Source organism: Escherichia sp. E1130, assembly GCF_005781065.1.
In the GTDB taxonomy this organism is placed as follows: domain Bacteria; phylum Pseudomonadota; class Gammaproteobacteria; order Enterobacterales; family Enterobacteriaceae; genus Escherichia.
Window position 1 is genome coordinate 172,463 of sequence record NZ_VATL01000012.1, and the last position, 22,405, is coordinate 194,867.

Genomic DNA, 22,405 nt, shown 5'->3' on the forward strand with positions numbered 1-22,405 from the left:
TCAGGCTACCGCTTTTTCAGTTTGTTGCGCTTTCAGCCAGGCGATCTCTTCTGCCCAGATATCCGGGTTGATGGTTTCGAGGATCAGCGGAATGCCGTCGAAGCGGTCGTCCTGCATGATCCAGCGGAACGCATCATGACCGATATTGCCTTCACCAAGGCTATGATGGCGATCAACGCGGCTGCCAAAGGTACTTTTCGCATCGTTGAGGTGCATCCCGCGCAGATACTTAAAGCCAACAATACGAGCAAAATCAGCGAACGTTTTCTCGCATTCGGCTGGAGTACGCAAATCATACCCGGCAGCGAAAGCATGGCAGGTATCAATGCAGACGCCGACGCGGGATTTATCTTCCACACCGTCGATAATCGCCGCGAGATGTTCGAATTTAAATCCAAGGTTGCTGCCCTGACCGGCGGTATTTTCAATAACCGCGGTCACACCTTGTGTTTTATCCAGTGCAATGTTGATGGATTCGGCAATACGCGCAAGGCAATCCTCTTCTGAAATCTGCATCAGATGGCTGCCAGGGTGGAAGTTGAGCAAAGAAAGTCCCAGTTGTTTGCAACGCTGCATTTCATCTATAAAGGCATCGCGCGATTTTTCCAGGGCTTCAGCGACCGGATGTCCGAGGTTAATCAGATAACTGTCGTGGGGAAGAATTTGCGCCGATGTGTAGTGATATTTTTCACAGGCGGCTTTGAATTCATCGATGGTTTGCGTCGTGAGCGGTGCGGCACGCCACTGACGTTGGTTTTTGGTGAACAAGGCAAACGCGGTTGCGTCGATTTCGGCGGCGCGAATTGCGGCATTTGCCAGACCGCCAGCAGCACTAACGTGCGCTCCAATGTATTTCATGCGAGGACTCCTGTTAAACCCGCTGGAGGAAAACGGTAATGATAGCGGGTTAACAGGAGCAAGATGTAGTGGTTTATGCGATGACGCTTTGAATCACATAGTTAATTGCACCACCACCAACAATCAGCCAGGCAAACAGTACCAGTGCCATCAGCAGAGGTTTCGCCCCGGCTTTTTTCAGCGCGCTGACGTGAGTGGTCAGACCCAGCGCCGCCATCGCCATTGCCAGCAGGAAGGTATCCAGCGTTACCAGCATGTTCACCACGCTCTGCGGTAACAGGTGGAACGAGTTAAAGATGGCAACTACGATGAACAAGATGGCAAACCACGGAATAGTGATTTTGCTTTTCTCGCCGCTGTTCGCCCCAGACAGCTGTTTAACACGCGCCGCCAGCAGAATGAGGAACGGGGCCAGCATCATCACGCGCAGCATTTTGGAAATAACTGCTGCGTTTTCTGCATCCGGGCTGATGGCATGACCTGCCGCCACCACCTGCGCCACTTCGTGCACAGTAGAACCAATGTAGATACCGAAAGTTTCCGGGCTAAACCATTGAGACATCAGCGGATATATCGCCGGGTAGAGGAAAATCGCGACGGTCCCGAAGATAACAACGGTTGCAACAGCCACGGTTACTTTACTGGCTTCCGCTTTCACTACCGGCTCAGTCGCCAGTACCGCTGCAGCACCACAGATACTGCTACCGGCACCGATCAACCAGCTGGTGTGCTTATCCAGACCAAACACTTTCTGCCCCAGGAAGCAAGCCAGCAGGAAGGTACTGGACAGCGTCAGCACGTCAATGATGATCCCACTGATACCGACATCGGCAATTTGTGAGAACGTCAGACGGAAGCCATAAAGAATGATACCCAGACGTAATAAATATTGCTTGGCAAACAGCACGCCACCGTCACAGCTTTTCCAGATGTGCGGATAGATGGTGTTGCCTAAAACCATCCCCAACAAGATTGCGAGGGTGAGGGCACTAAACCCGGCACCCGCAATCGCGGGAATGGAACCACCCCACAGGGCGACCCCGGTGATAACTGCACTCAGGGCTAACCCCGGAATAAAATGCCACAGTGTACGATGTTGTTTCTGTAAGGTGATATTCGTCATAACCCTCTCCTTTAACCGGGCATAAGGTTACGACTAACTGGTTTAAAAATAAAATTGATTATATATTTATAATTAATCTTTATAAGTGGTAAGCGACTATGCACATCACCCTCCGGCAGTTGGAAGTTTTTGCAGAAGTATTGAAAAGTGGATCAACCACCCAGGCGTCGGTGATGCTGGCGTTGTCGCAATCAGCAGTGAGCGCAGCCTTGACCGACCTGGAAGGGCAGCTTGGCGTGCAACTATTTGATCGCGTGGGTAAAAGACTGGTTGTTAATGAACACGGGCGGCTGCTCTATCCGCGTGCGTTGGCACTGCTTGAACAGGCGATTGAAATCGAACAACTGTTTCGCGAAGACAACGGCGCGATTCGTGTCTATGCCAGTAGTACCATCGGTAACTACATTCTGCCTGCAGTCATCGCCCGTTATCGCCATGATTATCCGCAGTTGCCGATTGAACTGAGCGTTGGGAACAGCCAGGACGTGATGCAAGCGGTGCTGGATTTCCGCGTTGATATTGGCTTTATTGAAGGACCGTGCCACAGCACTGAAATCATTTCTGAACCGTGGCTGGAAGACGAGCTGGTGGTTTTCGCCGCGCCGACTTCGCCGCTGGCTCGTGGTCCGGTCACTTTAGAACAGCTGGCCGCTGCGCCGTGGATCCTGCGTGAACGCGGTTCCGGCACGCGGGAGATCGTCGATTATCTGTTACTGTCGCATTTACCGAAGTTTGAGATGGCGATGGAATTAGGTAACTCCGAGGCAATCAAACATGCGGTGCGTCATGGGTTGGGAATTAGTTGCCTGTCGCGAAGGGTCATTGAAGATCAATTGCAGGCTGGCACATTAAGTGAAGTTGCTGTCCCTCTGCCGCGCCTGATGCGTACGTTGTGGCGTATACATCATCGGCAGAAACACCTTTCCAACGCGTTACGGCGCTTTCTGGAGTACTGCGATTCCTCCACTTTGCCGCGTTAATCTGTTGTACAGAAACCTACGGGGGCTGTGTCGATTTCGCGACGCAGCACCACCGGTATACATTCGCCGGAAAAGAGATTGGTTGCTTTACTTATAATCCCTGGACGATCATGAAGGTGTCTTATAAAAGCGTATTTCTACCGGAAGGATTGCAAATCGTCTGCTACAATCGCGCCTCATTTTTAAGATGGATAGCATTTTCGTATGGTTTCCGAAACTAAAACCACAGAAGCGCCGGGCTTACGCCGTGAATTAAAGGCGCGTCACCTGACGATGATTGCCATTGGCGGTTCCATCGGTACGGGTCTTTTTGTTGCCTCTGGCGCAACGATCTCTCAGGCAGGTCCAGGTGGGGCGCTGCTCTCGTATATTCTGATCGGCCTGATGGTTTACTTCCTGATGACCAGTCTTGGTGAACTGGCGGCATATATGCCGGTTTCTGGTTCCTTTGCCACTTACGGTCAGAACTATGTTGAAGAAGGCTTTGGCTTCGCGCTGGGCTGGAACTACTGGTACAACTGGGCGGTAACTATCGCCGTTGACCTGGTGGCCGCTCAGTTGGTCATGAGCTGGTGGTTCCCGGACACCCCGGGTTGGATCTGGAGTGCGCTGTTCCTCGGCGTTATCTTCCTCCTGAACTACATTTCAGTTCGTGGCTTTGGCGAGGCGGAATACTGGTTCTCACTGATCAAAGTCACCACGGTCATTGTCTTTATCATCGTCGGCGTGATGATGATTATCGGCATCTTCAAAGGCGCACAGCCTGCGGGCTGGAGCAACTGGACGATTGGCGAAGCACCATTTGCTGGTGGTTTTGCGGCGATGATCGGTGTGGCAATGATTGTCGGCTTCTCTTTCCAGGGAACCGAGCTGATCGGTATTGCTGCAGGCGAGTCCGAAGAACCGGCGAAAAACATTCCACGCGCGGTACGTCAGGTGTTCTGGCGAATCCTGCTGTTCTATGTGTTCGCAATCCTGATCATCAGCCTGATCATTCCATACACCGATCCGAGCCTGCTGCGTAATGATGTTAAAGACATCAGCGTCAGCCCGTTCACCCTGGTGTTCCAGCATGCGGGTCTGCTCTCTGCGGCGGCGGTGATGAACGCGGTTATTCTGACGGCGGTGCTGTCAGCGGGTAACTCCGGTATGTATGCGTCTACTCGTATGCTGTACACCCTGGCGTGTGACGGTAAAGCACCGCGCATTTTCGCTAAATTGTCGCGTGGCGGCGTACCGCGTAACGCACTGTATGCGACCACGGTAATTGCAGGTCTGTGCTTCCTGACCTCCATGTTTGGTAACCAGACGGTATACCTGTGGCTGCTGAACACCTCCGGTATGACAGGCTTTATCGCCTGGCTGGGAATTGCGATCAGCCATTATCGTTTCCGTCGCGGTTATGTGCTGCAGGGGCATGATATTAACGATCTGCCGTACCGTTCAGGCTTCTTCCCGCTGGGACCGATCTTCGCTTTTGTGCTGTGCCTGATTATCACTCTGGGCCAGAACTACGAAGCGTTCCTGAAAGACACTATCGACTGGGGTGGCGTAGCGGCAACCTATATTGGCATCCCGCTGTTCCTTATGATCTGGTTTGGCTATAAGTTGATTAAAGGAACCCACTTCGTACGCTACAGCGAAATGAAGTTCCCGCAGAACGATAAGAAATAAGTTTTACCCCTTCCTTAATAAAGCCCTCTCAACCGAGAGGGCTTTTTCTTTTCCTTAGTATTCATACGGATATAAAATTTAACATTTGGATTGATAATTGTTATCGTTTGCATTATCGTTACGCCGAAATCAAAAAAGGCTGACAAATCAGAGGCTGTTCAGGCTTTTGGGATGATCACCTGCATACAAAAAAGTCTACCGCGATGCTGCCGTACGCAAGGGGACATGAAGAAGATGTGAGCGATAACCCATTTTATTTTCGTAGTTACCTCATGGAGATATGGAATGTTTAGGTTGAACCCTTTCGTACGGGTCGGGCTGTGTTTGTCCGCAGTTTCATGTGCATGGCCTGTGTTAGCGGTTGATGATGATGGCGAAACGATGGTAGTCACGGCATCTTCCGTTGAACAAAACCTCAAAGATGCGCCCGCCAGTATCAGTGTCATTACCCAGCAAGATTTGCAACGTAAACCAGTGCAAAATTTGAAGGATGTCCTCAAAGAAGTGCCGGGCGTACAACTGACTAACGAAGGGGACAACCGTAAGGGCGTCAGTATTCGTGGTCTTGATAGCAGCTACACCCTGATTCTTGTCGATGGTAAACGTGTTAACTCGCGCAATGCCGTCTTCCGCCATAATGACTTTGACCTGAACTGGATCCCGGTCGATTCCATCGAACGTATCGAAGTGGTACGTGGCCCGATGTCTTCACTGTATGGTTCCGATGCGCTCGGCGGCGTGGTGAACATCATCACCAAAAAAATCGGCCAGAAATGGTCAGGTACGGTAACGGTAGATACCACCATTCAGGAACATCGCGATCGCGGTGACACCTACAACGGCCAGTTCTTCACGAGTGGACCGCTGATTGACGGCGTGCTGGGAATGAAAGTTTACGGCAGCCTGGCAAAACGTGAAAAGGATGACCCGCAGAGTTCCTCTACTACCGACACGGGAGAAACGCCGCGTATTGAAGGATTCTCCAGCCGCGACGGCAATGTCGAATTTGCCTGGACGCCGAATCAAAATCACGATTTTACCGCTGGTTACGGTTTCGACCGCCAGGATCGCGATTCTGACTCGCTGGACAAAAACCGCCTCGAACGCCAGAACTACTCCGTAAGCCATAATGGGCGCTGGGATTACGGCACCAGCGAACTGAAATATTATGGTGAGAAAGTCGAGAACAAAAACCCTGGCAACAGTAGCCCGATTACTTCCGAAAGTAACACGGTCGATGGTAAATACACGCTGCCGCTGACGGCTATCAATCAGTTTGTCACGGTAGGTGGTGAATGGCGCCACGACAAACTTAGCGATGCGGTGAACCTGACCGGTGGCACCAGCACTAAAACGTCCGCCAGTCAGTACGCGCTGTTTGTGGAAGATGAATGGCGGATCTTCGAGCCGCTGGCGCTGACGACCGGCGTGCGTATGGACGATCACGAAACCTACGGAGAACACTGGAGCCCGCGTGCCTATCTGGTCTATAACGCCACTGATACCGTAACAGTAAAAGGCGGCTGGGCGACGGCTTTTAAAGCACCTTCTCTGTTGCAACTTAGCCCCGACTGGACGACCAACTCCTGCCGTGGCGCATGCAAGATTATTGGTAGCCCGGACCTGAAACCAGAAACCAGCGAAAGTTGGGAGCTGGGGCTTTACTACATGGGCGAAGAAGGTTGGTTGGAAGGCGTTGAATCCAGTGTGACCGTCTTCCGCAATGATGTGAAAGATCGTATTAGCATCAGCCGTACATCTGACGTCAATGCTGCGCCGGGTTACCAAAACTTTGTTGGTTTTGAAACGGGGGCAAACGGTCGACGTATACCGGTGTTCAGTTACTACAACGTCAATAAAGCACGTATCCAGGGTGTGGAAACTGAGTTGAAAATCCCGTTCAACGATGAATGGAAGCTGTCACTCAACTACACCTACAACGATGGACGCGATGTCAGCAACGGTGAAAACAAACCGCTATCCGATCTGCCGTTCCATACCGCTAACGGTACGCTGGACTGGAAACCGCTGGCGCTGGAAGACTGGTCGTTCTATGTTTCTGGTCACTACACCGGTCAGAAACGTGCCGACAGCGATACCGCTAAAACACCGGGCGGTTATACCATCTGGAATACCGGCGCGGCCTGGCAGGTGACCAAAGACGTCAAACTGCGCGCAGGCGTGCTGAACCTGGGCGACAAAGATCTGAGTCGTGATGACTACAGCTATAACGAAGACGGGCGTCGTTACTTTATGGCAGTGGATTATCGCTTCTGATGAAGAGATGCCCGGCGAACCGGGCGAACTTTCACTTCAGTAAATACTGCGCATGGAAGCGCAGATGATCCTCTATAAAAGAAGCAATGAAGTAATAACTGTGATCATAACCAGGTTGAATACGTAGCGTCATCGGCCACGCTTTCTGGCGCGCAGCTTCTGCCAGTACCGCGGGTTGAAGCTGGTCGGCAAGAAACTGATCGTTATCACCCTGATCGATAAGCGTCGGAATCACATCTTGCGCATTGCTGGCGTACATCAGCGCGCAACTGTCCCATTCCAGCCATGCATTTTTGTCCTCACCTAAATAGGCGCTAAATGCTTTGATTCCCCACGGGACGCTGCACGGATTCACAATCGGCGCAAAGGCCGAAACGCTGGTGTATTTGCCCGGATTTTTCAGCGCCATAATCAATGCGCCATGACCCCCCATCGAATGACCGCTAATAGCACAGCGATCGCTGACGTTAAATTGCGATTGAATCAGCATCGGTAATTCATCGCGCAGATAATCATACATCCGGTAATGCGTCGCCCACGGTGGTTGCGTGGCGTTGAGATAAAACCCTGCACCCTGGCCTAAATCGTAGCCATCATCGTTGGCAACCTGTTCGCCGCGCGGGCTGGTGTCTGGCATCACCAGCACAATCCCCAGTTCTGCCGCTACGCGCTGAGCGTCTGCTTTGGTGGTGAAGTTCTCGTCATTGCAGGTTAAACCTGAAAGCCAGTACAGCACAGGCGGAGGGGCGTTGTCGCGGGGCGGTGGGAGAAAGATGCTGAACGTCATCGGGCAATTTAAGGTACTGGAGTCGTGCCGCCAGCGTTGCTGCCAGCCTTCAAAACAGCGGTGCTCTTCGAGCATTTCCATGCGTGGCTCCTTGTTGTGTTGTTTGCATTTTAGTCATCATACCGTTTATTCAATGCGCTGTGAGTAACTTTCACTTCCGCATATGCATAACGATGTTTTAACATCTAACGCTGAAAGGCAGCGGCAATTACAATAATTATCGCTGTGAATACTGGATTATGTGCGCCACCTCACGCACAATAATCGGGCTGCTAATCAGCTTAATAACTTTGCCCCCACGCAGGGCGGAGGCGTCACACCTGCAGGAGAAAACATAAATGCCATCACTCAGTAAAGAAGCGGCCCTGGTTCATGAAGCGTTAGTTGCGCGAGGACTGGAAACACCGCTGCGCCCGCCCGTGCATGAAATGGATAACGAAACGCGCAAAAGCCTTATCGCCGGTCATATGACTGAAATCATGCAGCTATTGAATCTCGACCTCGCTGATGACAGTTTGATGGAAACGCCGCATCGCATCGCTAAAATGTATGTCGATGAAATTTTCTCCGGTCTGGATTACGCCAATTTCCCGAAAATCACCCTCATTGAAAACAAAATGAAGGTCGATGAAATGGTCACCGTGCGCGATATCACCCTGACCAGCACCTGCGAGCACCATTTTGTCACTATCGATGGCAAAGCGACGGTAGCCTATATCCCGAAAGATTCGGTGATTGGCCTGTCGAAAATTAACCGCATCGTGCAGTTCTTTGCCCAGCGCCCGCAGGTGCAGGAACGTCTGACTCAGCAAATCCTCATTGCGCTGCAAACGCTGCTGGGCACCAATAACGTGGCTGTCTCCATCGACGCGGTGCATTACTGCGTGAAAGCGCGTGGCATCCGCGATGCAACCAGCGCCACGACAACGACCTCCCTCGGTGGTTTGTTCAAATCCAGTCAGAATACGCGGCACGAGTTTCTGCGCGCTGTGCGTCATCACAACTGATTAAAAGGCAGGAACCATGGAGCGCAACGTCACGCTCGATTTTGTTCGCGGCGTCGCCATTCTGGGGATCCTGCTATTAAACATCAGCGCCTTTGGTTTACCAAAGGCGGCTTATCTCAATCCCGCCTGGTATGGCACTATTGCCCCGTCCGACGCCTGGACCTGGGCGTTTTTGGATCTCATCGGTCAGGTAAAATTCCTCACGCTTTTTGCGCTGCTGTTTGGCGCGGGCCTACAAATGTTGCTGCCGCGCGGCAGACGCTGGATTCAGTCGCGGTTAACACTGTTAGTCTTGCTGGGCTTTATTCACGGTTTATTGTTCTGGGACGGCGATATCCTGCTGGCTTACGGGTTGGTGGGCTTAATCAGTTGGCGACTGGTGCGCGATGCGCCATCGGTAAAAAGTTTATTTAATACTGGCGTGATGCTGTATCTGGTGGGGATTGGCGTTTTGCTGTTGCTGGGGTTGATTTCTGACAGCCAGACCAGCCGCGCCTGGACGCCAGATGCATCGGCCATTTTGTATGAAAAATACTGGAAACTTCATGGCGGCGTTGAAGCGATCAGTAACCGCGCCGATGGCGTAGGCAACAGTTTACTGGCACTGGGCGCGCAGTATGGCTGGCAACTGGCGGGGATGATGTTAATTGGCGCGGCGCTGATGCGTAGCGGCTGGCTGAAAGGGCAGTTCAGCTTAGGTCACTATCGTCGTACCGGTTTTGTGCTGGTGGCAATTGGTGTGCTGATTAACCTTCCTGCTATCGCACTGCAATGGTGGCTGGACTGGGCGTATCGCTGGTGTGCCTTCTTACTTCAAATGCCGCGTGAACTTAGCGCGCCGTTTCAGGCAATTGGCTATGCGTCGCTGTTTTATGGCTTTTGGCCGCAATTAAGCCGCTTTAAGCTGGTATTGGCAATCGCCTGCGTCGGACGGATGGCGCTAACCAATTATCTACTGCAAACGCTGATTTGTACCACGCTGTTTTACCACCTCGGTTTGTTTATGCAGTTTGACCGCCTGGAGTTGCTGGTGTTTGTCGTTCCGGTATGGCTGGCGAACCTGCTTTTCTCTGTTATCTGGCTGCGTTACTTCCGTCAGGGGCCGGTGGAATGGCTCTGGCGTCAGTTAACCTTGCGCGCTGCCGGACCTGCATTATCTAAAACATCCAGATAACGATCTGGATCACATTCATTAACAAAACGGCTGTAACCGTTTCCATTGCTGTGACTCGATTCACGAAGTCCTGTATTCAGTGCTGACAAAATAGCCGCCAGCAAGCAGTAACCTACTGCAATCTCATAACAGGTAGTGAATATGATCACCATTCGTGATGTAGCGCGTCAGGCTGGCGTCTCTGTGGCAACGGTTTCCCGGGTGCTCAATAACAGCACGCTGGTAAGTGCCGACACGCGTGAAGCAGTTATGAAAGCGGTGAGTGAGTTGGATTATCGGCCAAATGCCAATGCACAGGCGCTGGCAACTCAGGTGAGCGATACCATCGGTGTGGTGGTCATGGATGTTTCAGATGCATTTTTCGGCGCATTGGTTAAAGCCGTCGATCTCGTTGCCCAGCAACATCAGAAATATGTGTTGATTGGCAATAGCTATCATGAAGCGGAAAAAGAGCGTCACGCCATCGAAGTGCTAATCCGCCAGCGTTGTAACGCGTTGATCGTTCATTCAAAAGCGTTAAGTGACGACGAGCTGGCGCAATTTATGGACAACATTCCCGGCATGGTGCTCATCAATCGGGTTGTGCCAGGCTATGCCCATCGCTGTGTTTGTCTGGATAATATCAGCGGTGCCAGAATGGCGACGCGCATGTTGCTGAATAACGGTCATCAACGTATCGGCTATCTCTCTTCCAGCCACAGCATTGAAGATGACGCAATGCGTAAAGCGGGCTGGATAAGCGCGCTGAAAGAGCAGGATATTGTTCCGCCGGAAAGCTGGATTGGCACGGGGACGCCGGATATGCCAGGCGGCGAGGCGGCGATGGTTGAACTACTCGGGCGCAATCTACAACTTACCGCTGTATTTGCCTATAACGACAATATGGCCGCTGGCGCTCTGACGGCATTAAAAGATAATGGCATTGCGATTCCGTTACATCTCTCAATCATCGGTTTCGATGATATCCCCATTGCTCGTTACACCGACCCGCAATTAACGACTGTGCGTTACCCCATTGCTTCGATGGCAAAATTAGCCACGGAACTGGCCTTGCAGGGGGCAGCAGGCAACATTGATCCGCGTGCCAGCCACTGTTTTATGCCGACGTTAGTGCGCCGCCATTCTGTCGCAATACGCCAGAATGCGGCGGCGATCACTAACTGAGCAAATCAGAGGATGTAACCGCTTTCAATTTGTGAGTGATTTCACAGTATGTTAACAATGTGGTAGCTATGATTGCACCGTTTTAACGTTGTAACTTGTATGTAACATCGAATAATCGCTTTTACCGAGGTTATGGCGTCGTAACAACAATTAGAGCCGTTTTATGGAGCGTTACCGGGCATGGACGAACGGATTTTTAAAAATGAGCTTCGGCGTTCAGTAACACTTCATTAACCATACTGGCCCGCCGAGCATTTATCTCAAGCACTACCCTGCATAAGAAAAACCGGAGATACCATGAATAAGAAGGTGTTAACCCTGTCTGCTGTGATGGCCAGCATGTTATTCGGCGCCGCTGCACACGCTGCTGATACCCGTATTGGTGTGACGATTTATAAATATGACGATAATTTTATGTCTGTTGTGCGTAAGGCTATCGAACAGGATGCGAAAGCAGCACCAGACGTCCAGTTGCTGATGAATGATTCACAGAATGACCAGTCCAAGCAGAACGATCAGATTGACGTGCTGTTGGCGAAAGGGGTGAAGGCGCTGGCAATCAACCTGGTTGACCCGGCAGCTGCGGGTACGGTGATTGAGAAAGCGCGCGGGCAAAACGTGCCGGTGGTTTTCTTCAACAAAGAACCTTCCCGTAAGGCACTGGATAGCTACGACAAAGCCTACTACGTTGGTACTGACTCCAAAGAGTCCGGCATTATCCAGGGCGATCTGATTGCTAAACACTGGGCGGCGAATCAGGGGTGGGATCTGAACAAAGACGGTCAGATTCAGTTCGTACTGCTGAAAGGCGAGCCGGGCCATCCGGACGCAGAAGCACGCACCACTTACGTGATTAAAGAACTGAACGACAAAGGCATCAAAACTGAACAGTTACAGTTAGATACCGCTATGTGGGACACTGCTCAGGCGAAAGATAAGATGGACGCCTGGCTGTCTGGCCCGAACGCCAACAAAATCGAAGTGGTTATTGCTAACAACGATGCGATGGCAATGGGTGCGGTTGAAGCGCTGAAAGCACACAACAAGTCCAGCATTCCGGTGTTTGGCGTCGATGCGCTGCCAGAAGCTCTGGCGCTGGTGAAATCCGGTGCGCTGGCGGGTACCGTACTGAATGATGCCAACAACCAGGCGAAAGCGACTTTTGATCTGGCGAAAAACCTGGCCGATGGCAAGGGCGCCGCTGACGGCACCAACTGGAAAATCGACAACAAAGTGGTTCGCGTACCTTATGTTGGCGTAGACAAAGATAACCTGGCTGAATTCAGCAAGAAATAAGACTGAACGGGCGCAATAGTTTATTGCGCCCTTATTGTATGACCAACAAGGTAAAATTATATGGTCAGCTCAACGACTCCGTCATCAGGTGAATACTTGTTGGAAATGAGCGGTATCAACAAGTCCTTTCCCGGTGTTAAGGCACTTGATAACGTTAATTTAAATGTCCGGCCACATTCTATCCATGCATTAATGGGGGAAAACGGCGCGGGAAAATCAACATTATTAAAATGCCTGTTTGGTATTTATCAAAAAGATTCCGGCACCATTTTATTTCAGGGTAAAGAGATCGATTTTCATTCTGCCAAAGAAGCACTGGAAAATGGTATTTCGATGGTACACCAGGAGTTAAACCTGGTATTACAACGTTCGGTGATGGACAACATGTGGCTGGGGCGATATCCCACCAAAGGCATGTTTGTTGATCAGGACAAAATGTACCGCGAAACTAAAGCGATTTTTGATGAACTGGATATTGATATCGATCCGCGTGCGCGCGTCGGTACATTATCTGTTTCGCAAATGCAGATGATCGAAATTGCTAAAGCGTTTTCCTATAACGCGAAAATTGTGATTATGGATGAACCGACTTCTTCGTTAACCGAAAAAGAGGTCAATCATCTGTTTACTATTATTCGTAAATTAAAAGAACGCGGCTGCGGTATTGTCTATATCTCGCATAAAATGGAAGAGATTTTCCAGTTATGTGATGAAGTCACCGTATTGCGCGACGGTCAGTGGATCGCTACCGAACCGCTGGAAGGGCTGACGATGGACAAGATCATCGCCATGATGGTTGGTCGTTCTCTTAACCAGCGTTTCCCGGATAAAGAAAACAAGCCGGGCGAAGTGATCCTCGAAGTGCGTAACCTGACGTCACTACGCCAGCCATCGATTCGCGATGTCTCGTTTGACCTGCATAAAGGGGAGATCCTCGGTATTGCCGGGCTGGTGGGGGCGAAACGTACCGATATTGTTGAGACGTTATTTGGCATTCGCGAGAAATCTGCTGGCACCATTACGTTGCATGGCAAAAAGATCAATAACCATAATGCCAACGAAGCCATTAACCACGGATTTGCACTAGTAACTGAAGAACGCCGTTCAACGGGAATTTATGCCTATCTGGATATTGGCTTTAACTCATTAATTTCCAATATTCGCAACTACAAAAATAAAGTGGGCTTGTTGGATAACTCGCGGATGAAAAGCGATACCCAGTGGGTGATTGATTCGATGCGGGTAAAAACGCCAGGGCATCGTACGCAAATTGGTTCGCTCTCAGGTGGTAATCAGCAAAAGGTGATTATTGGTCGCTGGCTGTTAACGCAACCAGAAATATTAATGCTCGACGAACCGACGCGCGGTATTGATGTCGGAGCGAAGTTTGAAATTTATCAGTTAATTGCCGAACTGGCGAAGAAAGGCAAGGGGATTATTATTATCTCCTCTGAAATGCCAGAGTTGTTAGGGATAACAGACCGTATTCTGGTTATGAGCAATGGCCTCGTTTCCGGAATTGTCGATACAAAAACAACAACGCAAAACGAAATTCTACGTCTTGCGTCTTTGCACCTTTAAGATTAGGGGCTTCCCATGAGTGCGTTAAATAAGAAAAGTTTTCTTACTTACCTGAAAGAGGGCGGTATTTACGTCGTTCTTTTAGTTTTGCTGGCGATTATTATTTTCCAGGACCCAACATTTTTAAGTCTGTTGAACTTGAGTAATATTCTCACCCAGTCATCGGTGCGTATTATTATTGCGCTCGGCGTGGCAGGGTTAATTGTCACCCAGGGGACTGACCTTTCCGCTGGTCGTCAGGTGGGGTTGGCGGCAGTTGTAGCGGCGACGTTATTGCAGTCCATGGATAACGCCAACAAAGTGTTCCCGGAAATGGCGACGATGCCGATTGCGCTGGTTATTCTGATTGTCTGTGCTATTGGCGCGGTTATCGGTTTGATCAACGGGCTGATTATCGCCTATCTCAACGTAACGCCGTTCATAACCACTCTCGGCACGATGATCATCGTTTATGGCATTAACTCGCTCTATTACGACTTTGTTGGTGCGTCGCCTATTTCTGGTTTTGACAGTGGTTTCTCCACTTTTGCCCAGGGCTTTATTGCGCTGGGGAGCTTCCGTCTCTCTTACATCACCTTCTACGCCCTGATTGCGGTGGCATTCGTCTGGGTGCTGTGGAACAAAACCCGTTTCGGTAAGAACATTTTTGCCATTGGCGGTAACCCGGAAGCGGCGAAAGTTTCTGGTGTCAACGTTGGCCTGAACCTGCTGATGATCTACGCGTTGTCTGGCGTGTTCTATGCCTTCGGCGGGATGTTAGAAGCCGGACGTATCGGCTCTGCCACCAACAACCTCGGCTTCATGTATGAGCTGGATGCTATCGCGGCGTGCGTGGTGGGCGGCGTATCGTTCAGCGGCGGTGTGGGGACGGTCATTGGTGTAGTGACCGGGGTAATTATCTTTACGGTCATTAACTATGGCCTGACGTACATCGGCGTAAACCCGTACTGGCAGTACATCATCAAAGGGGCGATTATTATCTTCGCCGTGGCGCTGGATTCACTGAAGTACGCGCGTAAGAAGTGATATGAATGTGGGTATTGCCGGATGCAACGCTGGCGCGTTTTATCCGGTCTACAATGAGCGCAATATACTGATTTATATGGTTTTGTATGCCGGATAAGGCGTTCACGCCACATCCGGCGACAGGAGCCAAATGCCGGATGCAACGCTGGCGCGTTTATCCGGCCTACAATGAGCACAACATACTGATTTATATGGTTTTGTATGCCGGATAAGGCGTTCGCGCCGCATCCGGCGACAGATGCCAAATGCCGGATGCAACGCTGGTTTTACAACGTTACCGGGTGTTCTTTCTCTCCCTTCTTAAACTTCACTTCCCCGAGATCGATACAACCCACCGGGCAAACATGACCGCAAAGCAAACAACCAACGCATTTTTCGGTATTACAATGCGGCGTGCGCGTTTTCTCGTTCCATTCCATCGCCTGATGACCGCCGTCATAACAGGAAATGTAACAGCGTCCACAGCCAACACATTTATCGAGATTGATATGGGGATAGACGATATAGCTGCGGTCTAAATCTTCTGCCGGAACAATATTATGATTCGCCAGCCCCACCATCTCTTGCAACGAATCAAATCCCTGATCGGCAAGGTAATGCGACAACCCGCTCGTCATATCCTCCACAATGCGATAACCGTACTGCATAATGCCGGTGGTCACCTGCAAGGTTGCCGCGCCGAGCAATAAAAACTCCGCCGCATCTTCCCAGGTTTCAATACCGCCGATACCGCTGATCGGGAAATCGCGCAGCTCTGGATGGGTGCGCATTTGCTGAATAAAGCGCAGGGCGATCGGTTTCACTGCTTTACCGGAATAACCGGAAATACTCGATTTACCGTTGACGATCGGCATACCGATTTTCTGATTAAGATCGATATTGGTGATGGATTTGACGGTGTTAATCGCCGCAATGCCATCTGCGCCACCGCGTTTTGCCGCCAGCGCCACTTCGCACATATCACCGATATTCGGCGTCATCTTCGCCAGCATTGGCAGCGTGGAACCACGTTTCACTGCCCGACAATATTTTTCTACCAGCTCCGGGCTTTGCCCGACATCGCTACCCATCGCATGGGAGGTCATCTGCGGACAGGAGAAGTTACACTCGATCATATCCGCGCCAGCTTCTTGTACCAGACGCGCCAGCTCTTCCCACTGCTGCTCATTTTCCCCCATGATCGAGGCGATCAATACTTTGTCCGGGTAATCTTCTTTCAGCCGACGCAGGGCGGCCAGATTCTCTTCCAACGGATGTTCAGCAATCTGCTCCATATTTTTGAAGCCGATAAAACCGGTATCTTCTTTCACCAGATGATCAAAACGCGGTGAGACTTCATTAGCGATAAAAAAGCCGATCGTTTTGAACACCACGCCACCCCAGCCGGTGTCGTAGGCTTTGGCGCACATCTCGTAGCAATTGCCAACCGGCGAAGAAGAGAGGCAGAACGGGTTGGGAAACTTCACGCCGCAAAAGGTAATAGAAAGATCTTTCGTTAACATGAGCAAGCTCCCTCTAAATAATGATGAATCGCCTCGGCGGCTTCTTTCCCGGTTTTCACTGCATAAACCACGGTTTTGTCACCCTCAACAATATCGCCAGCGGCAAACAGTTGCGGGTCGCGGGTCTGGTAATTTTGCGTTTCGATGGTGTTGCGCTGTGGTTCCAGTGCGGAAAAAGCGGCAAGTTCGGCATGTTGACCTACAGCGAGAATAATTTTGTCCGCAGCCATCGTCAGTTCGCCCGGTAAACGAACATGTTTAAACGTCACTTTATTGCCGTCTACAGCCAATGGCGTAAAGCCATCGATAATCGATACACCCAATTTTTGAGCGCTGGTGAACTCTTTCTTGCTTGCCGGAAACTCATCTAACTCTTCACGCGCTATGCAAGTTACTGCCTGGCAACCGAGAACTTTCAGCGTGCTGGCAACGTCCATTGCGACATCGCCGCCACCAATAATTAATGCGTTTTGCGGGACGCTGATATCGCCTTGTGCCTGGCGTGCGCGTTGCAGGAAATCGACGGCGATCTCAACATCGCTATGCTCAAACAGCGGCAGGGTGGCACCGCGCGATAAACCGACAGTCACCAGTACCGCTCGGTTTTCCGCTTTCAATTGTTCCAGCGTGAGTGTTTTACCAATCTCGCAATTGCACTTAATGGTCACCCCCATTTTTTCGATACGGGCGATTTCTGCATCCAGCACCGATTGCGGCAAACGAAATTGTGGAATGCCATTACGCAGCCAACCACCTGGCTGTGCTTCTTTTTCATAAATAGTGACGTCGTATCCCCGGTTGGTCAGTGTCACACTCGCTTGTAGCCCGGCGGGGCCTGCACCAATAATCGCCACTTTGCCGAGTGTTTTACTACCGGGCTGATAAATCTCCATTCCGGTTTGCTGTTCGAAATCAGTAACAAAACGCTGTAAGCGACCAATATCAATTGGGTCGTCGACACCGGCTCGTGTACAACCGCGCTGGCATAATTTTTCCGTCGGGCATACTCTGGCGCAAACGGCACCGAGCGCGTTATTTTCGCGAATTGTCTCGGCAGCACCTTTAAAATTACGAAAATAAATTGAGCGAATAAATTTTCCCGGATCGGTTTGCGCCGGGCAAGCCTGACTACAGGGCGCGTCGTGACATAATAAACAGCGAGAGGCTTCTTTAATCGCCAGTAAAGGCGTAAAAGCCGGAGTGAGTTCATCCAGATAATTTTGTTGCGGCATGTGATCTTCCTTAATGCTATAGGTAATTAAGGCGAGCGTTTAGTGAATAATAATGTATTGATATTAAGGCTAAGCGTGCGGGGAAATTTAAACTGTGAAAGGATTCACAAATAGCCGCGGTTAAGAATGTGATATCCGCAGCTTATCAGGTGAAGTAATAATTATTCTCAATAATTAACTGGAGAGGGAGATATTAACGATAGAAAATAAGATAAATAATCATGCCAATAGATAAAATTCCGAAACCGCAATACGCCACCATATAAGCAAAGAAGAGTCCCGGATTTTTTTCGCGCCAGACATACACCGGTTCCGGCGAATTTTTAACCCGTTTATCAATCGCGCCAGCACGCCAGCCTTTCCACGCTTCGCGAAAACAAAATACAGGGATTAGGAAAAAAACGGCAACGACAAAAAACTGCTGTACATCCATAACTACTTTCCTTGTTTCTTTTGTAATTCAAGTAACTGCTCGGGCGTGACGGCGGGATAGCCCTGCGCATCTTCCGGCACTTGATGCATTGCCGGAATAGGGACCAATGGACCTAAAAAGCGCGGCTCACGTTTAAAAATATAAAGGTCAGCCAGCGCGCCGAAACGGGCGGCAAATTCGCGAATACGGACAGACCACATATCTTTTGGTGATGGTACGGCATAACACTGGGCCTGAATACCCATATGTAAAGCGATAAATAATGCCCGCTCACAGTGAAAACGCTGGGTGATAATAATGAAATCGTTAGTATCGAACACTTTGCGCGTGCGTACGATGGAATCCAGCGTTCGGAAGCCCGCGTAATCGAGAACAATATCAGAGGGGTCGACGCCAGCGGCTATTAAATCTTTGCGCATGGTCATCGGCTCGTTATAACTTTGCAACGCGTTATCGCCGCTAAGTAATAGATAGTTCACCTTACCGCTGTTATAGGCATTAATCGCCCCCTGAATACGGTAGCGGTAATACTGATTAATGACTCCGGTGCGATAATACTTTGCTGTGCCAAGCACCACGCCGACCTGACGGTAGGGGAGATCCTGCAACTCGTCGTAGATATAAGGCGCGGTTTTCCAACTCATCCAGCGATCGAGGCCGAGCACAGTCAACAGCAGCAAGCCGATCATGACTAACAGGCTGTAGAACAGACGCTTTAACATGCAGAAGACTCGATCTCGGGAAATTTTTATCAGGCTACTTTACCCGCTGCTTTTGCGCAAGAAACGGTAAACTGTTTGCCGGGATTTTCGACATCAGGAGAGCGCTGACAAGCCTGAGGCAACGCTTATCAGCGTGCCAGACCTGTAGGCCGGACAAGGCGTTCACGCCGCATCCGGCACCAGGCTTAAGCGAGAAGAACGCGGTCGATACTGTGACAACCGAGAGCTTTCAGCGTTGCGGAGGTTGCATCCCATTGAATCAACGGCGCATCGGCTTTTTCTGCCAGAACCGCGCGCTGGATATCCGGGTAATCATAACCCTTGAGATTCAACAGAATTAACGCACCCTGCAACGGCGGCAGAGTCGGGTTGAATGCGGCGTTTTCAGCGTAGCTGCCGCTGAAAATACGACCGTCTTTGCATTCCAGCGCTACACCGCTTGGCGACTTACTGTAAGGCATGTGCGAACGGTTTGCCGCGGCAATCGCTGCCTGAGAAAGCGCATCACCAGTGAGCGTAAAGCCGTGATCCTGCTCGTCCATCAGCAGCGTTTTTATCTCCAGATCTTTTGGTCCAAAGGCATCCGGCAGATAGTCACGCAGTGCGTGCGCTTCGCGACCCGGCAGATGAATACGCAGATCCAGACCGCTGTTCAGTTCATTCATAAACTGACGGCAGTGACCACAAGGCGTGTAGTTAACGGTGATGGCCGCGAGAGCTTTCTCACCGCTTAACCAGGCGTGGCTGATAGCACTTTGTTCGGCATGAACAGTTTGCTGCATTGTTGCACCAATAAATTCCATATTGGCACCGAAATACCATGTACCACTCACGCCGCGTGCAATAGCGCCGACGTTAAAATTCGACAATGGCGTACGCGCACAGGCCGCAGCCAGCGGTAGCAGTGCGAAAGCCAACGCGTCTTCGTCCAGCCCGGTTGCGCTCTTAAGCGAAGAGACTTGCTCCCCGGTCAACAAAGCGGAGAAGTACTTGTCTGCCAGAATAGGTTCCAGCGCAGATTGCAAGTTATCCGCAAGTTGGGCAAAAGCAGTTTGAAAACGTGGATGCATGGCGTTGCCTCATAATCATGTAATGGGATAACAGTTTACGAACCTGCTATGGCTTTATATGTGATCTGAATCTCATTAATTATGCAACAAGTGAAACGTACATCAAAAATGCGCGACGCATCGCAAATTTTAGCCCATTACTGCCAGAATAATTGGGAAAAGGAACGGCGCGATCAGCGAAGTAATAATCCCGCATAACACCAGCGCCAGCGAACTAAATGCGCCTTCCTGATAATCCAGCTCAGCACAGCGCGCCGTACCGAGGGCGTGGGAAGCCGTCCCCATCGCCAGACCGCGCGCCGCTTTGGTACGAATACGCATCGCATTAAGTAACGTATGACCAAAGACCGCGCCGAGGATCCCGACGAAAATGACACAAACTGCGCTGATTGCCGGAATACCGCCAATACTGCCGCCGACAGCCATCGCAATTGGCGTAGTGACTGATTTCGGTAATATTGACGCAGCAATTTCCGGTGAAGCCCCCATCAACAATGCCACGCAAGTCCCTGTTACCATCGCTACCACGCTGCCGATAAAACAGATGGTGATGATTGATTTCCAGCGGGCGCGGATCTGATGCAACTGTTCATATAAAGGATAGGCCAGCGCGACGACCGCCGGTTGCAGCAGATCGTTTAGCACTTCGCTACCTTTAAAGTAGCTGTCGTAAGAGATGCCGGTTAGCATTAAAAAAGGAATGATCACCACCATTGCCACCAGCAACGGGTTAAGCAAGGGAAACTTATACCGCGCCGCCAGCTTGCGGGCGGCAAAAAAGACAATCAACGTCAGCGGTAATGACCACCAGATATTTGCCATCATTCTTCTGATCCTTTCTGACCTACGACTTTACGTTCACCGTGCACCAGTTGAGAACTCCAGCTCACCACCAGAAAAACCACCAGCGTACTGACTGCACAGGAAACCACTACCGGGCCAAACTGCGCGCGTAGTAAATCAAAATATTGCATTACGCCTACGCCAATCGGCACAAACAATAGCGCCATATAGCGAATTAAAACGTAACACCCCGGATTGACCCACTTCGCCGGAAGAATTTGCAAGGCCAGCAGGACAAACAGGATCAGCATCCCGATAATGCTGCCCGGAATGGTTACCGGTAGCAGGGATGCAATGAAAATGCCTGCATACAGGCAGGCATAAATCAGGACGAAAGCGCGTAAATATTGCCAGATAATGTTCAGTGTCTTACTCATGATCAATACCCCAGATGAGATGGATTCATCATACAATTAATCCGTAAAACGTGCTACCGATCACATTAAGAATTCATCGCTATTTTTCGCGCCTGGGTATGACGATGTGAGCAGCGAACTCAGGCAAATCTGCTTTTTCGCAACAGAAAGTGTGTTTGCCATAGATCAAGCATAGAGAGGGATTGCAGCTTTGCAGCAATCTCACTCGGCAGACCTTTAATCCGCTGACCGGAGGCGCTAACATAGCGCCTCATTTTTTTGCGGGTGATGATATGCGTGTGTTACTGGCGCCAATGGAGGGGGTACTTGACTCTCTGGTGCGCGAATTGCTGACCGAAGTTAACGACTACGATCTGTGCATCACTGAGTTTGTTCGCGTGGTGGATCAACTGCTGCCGGTAAAAGTTTTTCATCGCATTTGTCCTGAGCTACAAAACGCCAGCCGTACTCCTTCAGGTACGCTGGTGCGCGTACAGTTGCTGGGGCAGTTCCCGCAATGGCTGGCAGAGAACGCCGCCCGTGCGGTGGAATTAGGTTCCTGGGGCGTGGATCTTAACTGCGGCTGCCCGTCGAAAACGGTTAACGGCAGCGGTGGTGGGGCAACGTTACTGAAAGATCCCGAACTCATCTACCAGGGCGCGAAAGCGATGCGCGAAGCCGTACCGGCGCATTTGCCCGTCAGCGTGAAAGTGCGTTTGGGCTGGGACAGTGGCGAGAAAAAATTTGAAATTGCCGATGCTGTTCAACAGGCTGGCGCTACGGAGCTGGTGGTGCATGGGCGGACAAAAGAGCAGGGGTACCGCGCGGAGCATATTGACTGGCGGGCGATTGGCGAGATTCGCCAGCGGCTGAATATTCCGGTAATTGCCAATGGTGAAATCTGGGACTGGCAGAGTGCGCAACAATGCATGGCTATCAGCGGCTGCGACGCGGTGATGATTGGGCGCGGGGCGCTCAATATTCCCAACCTGAGTCGGGTGGTGAAATATAACGAACCGCGAATGCCATGGCCGGAGGTCGTTGCATTGCTGCAAAAGTATACCCGTCTGGAGAAACAGGGGGATACCGGGTTATATCACGTCGCGCGGATCAAGCAGTGGTTGAGTTATTTACGTAAAGAATATGATGAAGCAACGGAATTATTTCAGCATGTGCGGGTGTTGAATAATTCCCCTGATATTGCAAGGGCTATTCAGGCAATTGATATCGAGAAACTCTAAAAAACTATAGTGATGTTTTTTTGACAATGTGTTAGCTCTTTATCAATAGGCCGCACGGT

Annotated in this window: 20 protein-coding genes; 10 read left to right on the plus strand and 10 right to left on the minus strand. The window is 50.7% G+C overall.

Translation table 11 applies throughout. The features are described 5' to 3' along the window. A complete protein-coding gene (gene nfo / locus FEK66_RS11550) occupies window positions 1-858 on the minus strand; it encodes a deoxyribonuclease IV (RefSeq protein WP_135494528.1) in 858 nt (285 codons plus the stop codon). Between the two features lie 73 nt (window positions 859-931). Further along, window positions 932-1,981, minus strand: coding sequence for a YeiH family protein (locus FEK66_RS11555; protein WP_000182044.1), 1,050 nt, complete (start codon window positions 1,979-1,981; stop codon window positions 932-934). A 98-nt stretch (window positions 1,982-2,079) separates the two neighbouring features. Between FEK66_RS11555 and yieE the strand changes: the two genes are divergently transcribed. The 3 genes from yieE to cirA all read left to right on the plus strand — a co-directional run bounded on the left by yieE (window position 2,080) and on the right by cirA (window position 6,912). Then, window positions 2,080-2,961, plus strand: coding sequence for a DNA-binding transcriptional regulator YeiE (yieE, locus tag FEK66_RS11560; protein ID WP_130207074.1), 882 nt, complete (start codon window positions 2,080-2,082; stop codon window positions 2,959-2,961). 204 nt (window positions 2,962-3,165) lie between these two features. Then, entirely contained in the window at window positions 3,166-4,635 is a 1,470-nt protein-coding gene (gene lysP / locus FEK66_RS11565; RefSeq protein WP_130207072.1) for a lysine-specific permease, read from the plus strand. 285 nt (window positions 4,636-4,920) lie between these two features. Then, window positions 4,921-6,912, plus strand: coding sequence for a catecholate siderophore receptor CirA (gene cirA, locus FEK66_RS11570; RefSeq protein WP_135494526.1), 1,992 nt, complete (start codon window positions 4,921-4,923; stop codon window positions 6,910-6,912). Window positions 6,913-6,943: 31 nt separating this feature from the next. On the opposite strand, the gene yeiG is transcribed toward cirA, so the two are convergent. Beyond that, window positions 6,944-7,780 (minus strand): S-formylglutathione hydrolase, encoded by an 837-nt coding sequence (yeiG, locus tag FEK66_RS11575; RefSeq protein WP_135494524.1) that lies wholly within the window; start codon window positions 7,778-7,780, stop codon window positions 6,944-6,946. A 257-nt stretch (window positions 7,781-8,037) separates the two neighbouring features. On the opposite strand from yeiG, the gene folE reads away from it, so the two are divergent. The 6 genes from folE to mglC all read left to right on the plus strand — a co-directional run bounded on the left by folE (window position 8,038) and on the right by mglC (window position 14,947). Continuing rightward, on the plus strand, window positions 8,038-8,706 hold the full coding sequence (gene folE, locus FEK66_RS11580) for a GTP cyclohydrolase I FolE (protein ID WP_001139613.1): 669 nt from the start codon (window positions 8,038-8,040) through the stop codon (window positions 8,704-8,706). Window positions 8,707-8,722: 16 nt separating this feature from the next. Further along, on the plus strand, window positions 8,723-9,880 hold the full coding sequence (yeiB, locus tag FEK66_RS11585) for a DUF418 domain-containing protein YeiB (protein ID WP_135494522.1): 1,158 nt from the start codon (window positions 8,723-8,725) through the stop codon (window positions 9,878-9,880). A 141-nt stretch (window positions 9,881-10,021) separates the two neighbouring features. After that, window positions 10,022-11,044, plus strand: a complete 1,023-nt coding sequence (galS, locus tag FEK66_RS11590; RefSeq protein WP_130207064.1) for an HTH-type transcriptional regulator GalS — start codon at window positions 10,022-10,024, stop codon at window positions 11,042-11,044. A gap of 297 nt (window positions 11,045-11,341) precedes the next feature. After that, the gene (gene mglB, locus FEK66_RS11595; RefSeq protein ID WP_001036964.1) at window positions 11,342-12,340 is read left to right on the plus strand and encodes a galactose/glucose ABC transporter substrate-binding protein MglB; all 999 of its coding nucleotides are present in this window, start codon (window positions 11,342-11,344) and stop codon (window positions 12,338-12,340) included. 60 nt (window positions 12,341-12,400) lie between these two features. After that, window positions 12,401-13,921 (plus strand): galactose/methyl galactoside ABC transporter ATP-binding protein MglA, encoded by a 1,521-nt coding sequence (mglA, locus tag FEK66_RS11600; RefSeq protein ID WP_135410171.1) that lies wholly within the window; start codon window positions 12,401-12,403, stop codon window positions 13,919-13,921. Window positions 13,922-13,936: 15 nt separating this feature from the next. Beyond that, window positions 13,937-14,947 carry a galactose/methyl galactoside ABC transporter permease MglC gene (mglC, locus tag FEK66_RS11605; protein ID WP_001275110.1) on the plus strand — a complete coding sequence of 337 codons (1,011 nt, stop codon included), beginning with the start codon at window positions 13,937-13,939 and terminating at the stop codon, window positions 14,945-14,947. A 266-nt stretch (window positions 14,948-15,213) separates the two neighbouring features. On the opposite strand, the gene preA is transcribed toward mglC, so the two are convergent. The 7 genes from preA to FEK66_RS11640 all read right to left on the minus strand — a co-directional run bounded on the left by preA (window position 15,214) and on the right by FEK66_RS11640 (window position 21,126). Further along, entirely contained in the window at window positions 15,214-16,449 is a 1,236-nt protein-coding gene (preA, locus tag FEK66_RS11610) for an NAD-dependent dihydropyrimidine dehydrogenase subunit PreA (RefSeq protein WP_130207060.1), read from the minus strand. After that, window positions 16,443-17,681 carry an NAD(P)-dependent oxidoreductase gene (locus FEK66_RS11615; protein ID WP_135494520.1) on the minus strand — a complete coding sequence of 413 codons (1,239 nt, stop codon included), beginning with the start codon at window positions 17,679-17,681 and terminating at the stop codon, window positions 16,443-16,445. Before FEK66_RS11615 ends, preA begins: the two co-directional genes overlap by 7 nt. Before the next feature lie 193 nt (window positions 17,682-17,874). Continuing rightward, the gene (locus FEK66_RS11620) at window positions 17,875-18,114 is read right to left on the minus strand and encodes a DUF2542 family protein (protein WP_130207056.1); all 240 of its coding nucleotides are present in this window, start codon (window positions 18,112-18,114) and stop codon (window positions 17,875-17,877) included. A gap of 2 nt (window positions 18,115-18,116) precedes the next feature. Next, the gene (gene sanA / locus FEK66_RS11625; protein ID WP_130207054.1) at window positions 18,117-18,836 is read right to left on the minus strand and encodes an outer membrane permeability protein SanA; all 720 of its coding nucleotides are present in this window, start codon (window positions 18,834-18,836) and stop codon (window positions 18,117-18,119) included. A gap of 185 nt (window positions 18,837-19,021) precedes the next feature. Further along, window positions 19,022-19,906, minus strand: a complete 885-nt coding sequence (gene cdd / locus FEK66_RS11630; protein ID WP_135494518.1) for a cytidine deaminase — start codon at window positions 19,904-19,906, stop codon at window positions 19,022-19,024. Between the two features lie 129 nt (window positions 19,907-20,035). Beyond that, window positions 20,036-20,731: a CidB/LrgB family autolysis modulator gene (locus FEK66_RS11635; RefSeq protein ID WP_130207051.1), complete on the minus strand. Its 696-nt coding sequence runs from the start codon at window positions 20,729-20,731 to the stop codon at window positions 20,036-20,038. Continuing rightward, on the minus strand, window positions 20,728-21,126 hold the full coding sequence (locus FEK66_RS11640; RefSeq protein WP_001295452.1) for a CidA/LrgA family protein: 399 nt from the start codon (window positions 21,124-21,126) through the stop codon (window positions 20,728-20,730). The genes FEK66_RS11635 and FEK66_RS11640 overlap by 4 nt, the downstream gene beginning before the upstream one ends. Window positions 21,127-21,398: 272 nt before the next feature. On the opposite strand from FEK66_RS11640, the gene dusC reads away from it, so the two are divergent. After that, on the plus strand, window positions 21,399-22,346 hold the full coding sequence (gene dusC, locus FEK66_RS11645; RefSeq protein WP_135407355.1) for a tRNA dihydrouridine(16) synthase DusC: 948 nt from the start codon (window positions 21,399-21,401) through the stop codon (window positions 22,344-22,346). Window positions 22,347-22,405: the final 59 nt, after the last annotated feature.